Here is a 2,099-nt window from a genome sequence, read left to right on the forward strand (position 1 = left end):
GATCAACCCGCCGAACGCGCCGTACACCTATGCCGAGGTCCGCGGCACCGCGACCATCACCACCGAGGGCGCGGCGAGCCGGTCGACGAGGGTGCGGGCCTGGGCGCGACCCGAGACGTAGGCGTGCAGCCCGGCGACGGCGCACAGCAGCGCCAGCAGCACGAGCCCGACGGTCAGTGTCGAGAGGCCGCTCTCCATCAGTACGCCTCCCGGGTGGCGAGGTGGGTGTCGTCGAGGTGGACGCCGAACGCCTGCGGGATCTGCTCGCCGGCCAGGTAGAGCCGGTCGGCGACGGCCCGCGGCACGGGGTGGTGGCGGAACCTGCCGTGCACCCGGCCGTCCGGGGTCATCGGCTCGGCGCGGAACTCGGCGATTGGCGCGATCCTGAAGGCCTCCCGGCCGTGCGAGGCGAGGAACGCGACCTCGGCGATCCGGCGCGAGCCGTCCGGATGCCGCACGAGCTGCACGAGGACGTCGACGGCGCTGTTGATCTGGTCGCGCAACGCCTCGAAGGGCACGCGGAGTTCGGACATGGACGCCAGGGTCTGGAGCCGCATCAGCGCGTCCTCCGCGTTGTTGGCGTGCACGGTGGCGAGCGAGCCGTCATGTCCCGTCGACATGGCCTGGAGCATGTCGAGGGTCTCGCCGCCGCGGACCTCGCCGACGATGATGCGGTCGGGGCGCATGCGGAGGGAGTTGCGCACCAGGTCGCGGATGGTGACCTCGCCCTTGCCCTCGATGTTGGGCGGCCGGGACTCCAGGCGGATCACGTGGTTCTGCTGGAGCTGGAGCTCGGCCGCGTCCTCGACGGTGACGATGCGCTCGCCGTCCGGGATCAGGCCGCTGAGAGCGTTGAGCAGGGTGGTCTTCCCGGATCCGGTGCCGCCGGAGACGATCACGTTGAACTTGGCGCGGACCAGGGCGGAGAGGAGCAGCACCAGGTGCTCGTCGACGGTGCCGAAGCCGATGAGCTCGGGGAGGGTGTAGGCGCGCGGGAAGCGGCGGATGGTGAGCGTGGCGCCGGAGAGCGAGAGCGGCGGGATGATCACGTTGACGCGCTCGCCGGTGGGGAGGCGGGCGTCGACCATCGGATTGGACTCGTCCACGCGGCGGTTGACGGTGGAGACGATGCGCTCGATGGTCTGCATCAGCTGCTCGTCGGAGGCGAAGCGGATCGGCAACCGCTCGACGCGGCCCGAGCGTTCGACGTAGATGTGGTCGGGGCCGTTGACCATGATCTCGGTGATGGAGGCGTCCTCGAGGAGCGGTTCGAGGATGCCGAGGCCGAGGGCCTCGTCCACGACGCGGCGGATCAGGAGGGCCCGCTGCTGGGTGGAGAGGACCGGGCCCTCGCGGCTGAGGATGTGGCCGAGCACGCGCTCGAGGCGGTCGCGGCGCTCGGTCATGGCGAGGGACGACATCTCGGCGAGGTCGATCTCCTCCAGGAGCTTGGCCCGGTAGGTCGCGACGAGACGCCCGTCACCCGGACCGGCGTCGGCCGGCTCCTCGGTCGCGGTGATACGGGATTTCAGGCCCATCGCACGGTGCTCGCTCTCTCAGTCGCAGGGCATGGTGACGGTTCGGCTGGCCTCGCCGAGGTTCTGGAGGAACGGGATGACGGAGGGGACGGAGACGCTGGCCGTGGCGGTGGCCTCGTCGCCGCAGTGGCTTATGGCGAAGGTGGTCCGTTCGGCGAAGAACCCGCTCATCGCGGCCCGCCCGTTGCTCTCGGCCCGGTCGGCGATCTCCTCCTGCGCCGCCGTCCGCGCGGCCGCCCGGGCCGCGGAGCCCGCCTGCAGGGCGGCGTACCCGGCGACGCCGAGCTGGAGGGCGGCCAACGCGACGATGATCAACAGCGGCACCCACCCGACGAACTCCACGGCCGTGACGCCGGCGTCACCCCCACCACCCGGCCGACGACGCGCCCGTCGCGGGCCGGGCCCCGGGGGCCCGGCAGTCACGGTGGTGACCGGGCCTGCGGCCCGGGCCCCCTCGGCGGGGAAGCGACTGGCCGCGCCGGCCGGCTCTGCCGGTGGACGGGCCTGCGGCCCGGAGCCACGGGCAGCGGTGCGGGGTGGCCGCACGCGGCCGTGCCGCAC

Annotated in this window: 3 protein-coding genes; all 3 read right to left on the bottom strand. The window is 72.7% G+C overall.

What is annotated here, in order from left to right; translation table 11 throughout:
• Window positions 1-27: 27 nt before the first annotated feature.
• Genes ACYVPE_RS39685 through ACYVPE_RS39695 form a run of 3 tightly spaced genes read right to left on the bottom strand, consistent with a single transcriptional unit; the run spans window position 28 to window position 1,880 of the window.
• Entirely contained in the window at window positions 28-198 is a 171-nt protein-coding gene (locus tag ACYVPE_RS39685) for a hypothetical protein (RefSeq protein WP_461038708.1), read from the bottom strand.
• On the bottom strand, window positions 198-1,538 hold the full coding sequence (locus ACYVPE_RS39690) for a CpaF family protein (protein WP_461038709.1): 1,341 nt from the start codon (window positions 1,536-1,538) through the stop codon (window positions 198-200). Before ACYVPE_RS39690 ends, ACYVPE_RS39685 begins: the two co-directional genes overlap by 1 nt.
• 18 nt (window positions 1,539-1,556) lie before the next feature.
• On the bottom strand, window positions 1,557-1,880 hold the full coding sequence (locus ACYVPE_RS39695; protein WP_461038710.1) for a TadE/TadG family type IV pilus assembly protein: 324 nt from the start codon (window positions 1,878-1,880) through the stop codon (window positions 1,557-1,559).
• Window positions 1,881-2,099 lie beyond the last annotated feature (219 nt).

Source organism: Streptomyces mayteni (assembly GCF_054783955.1).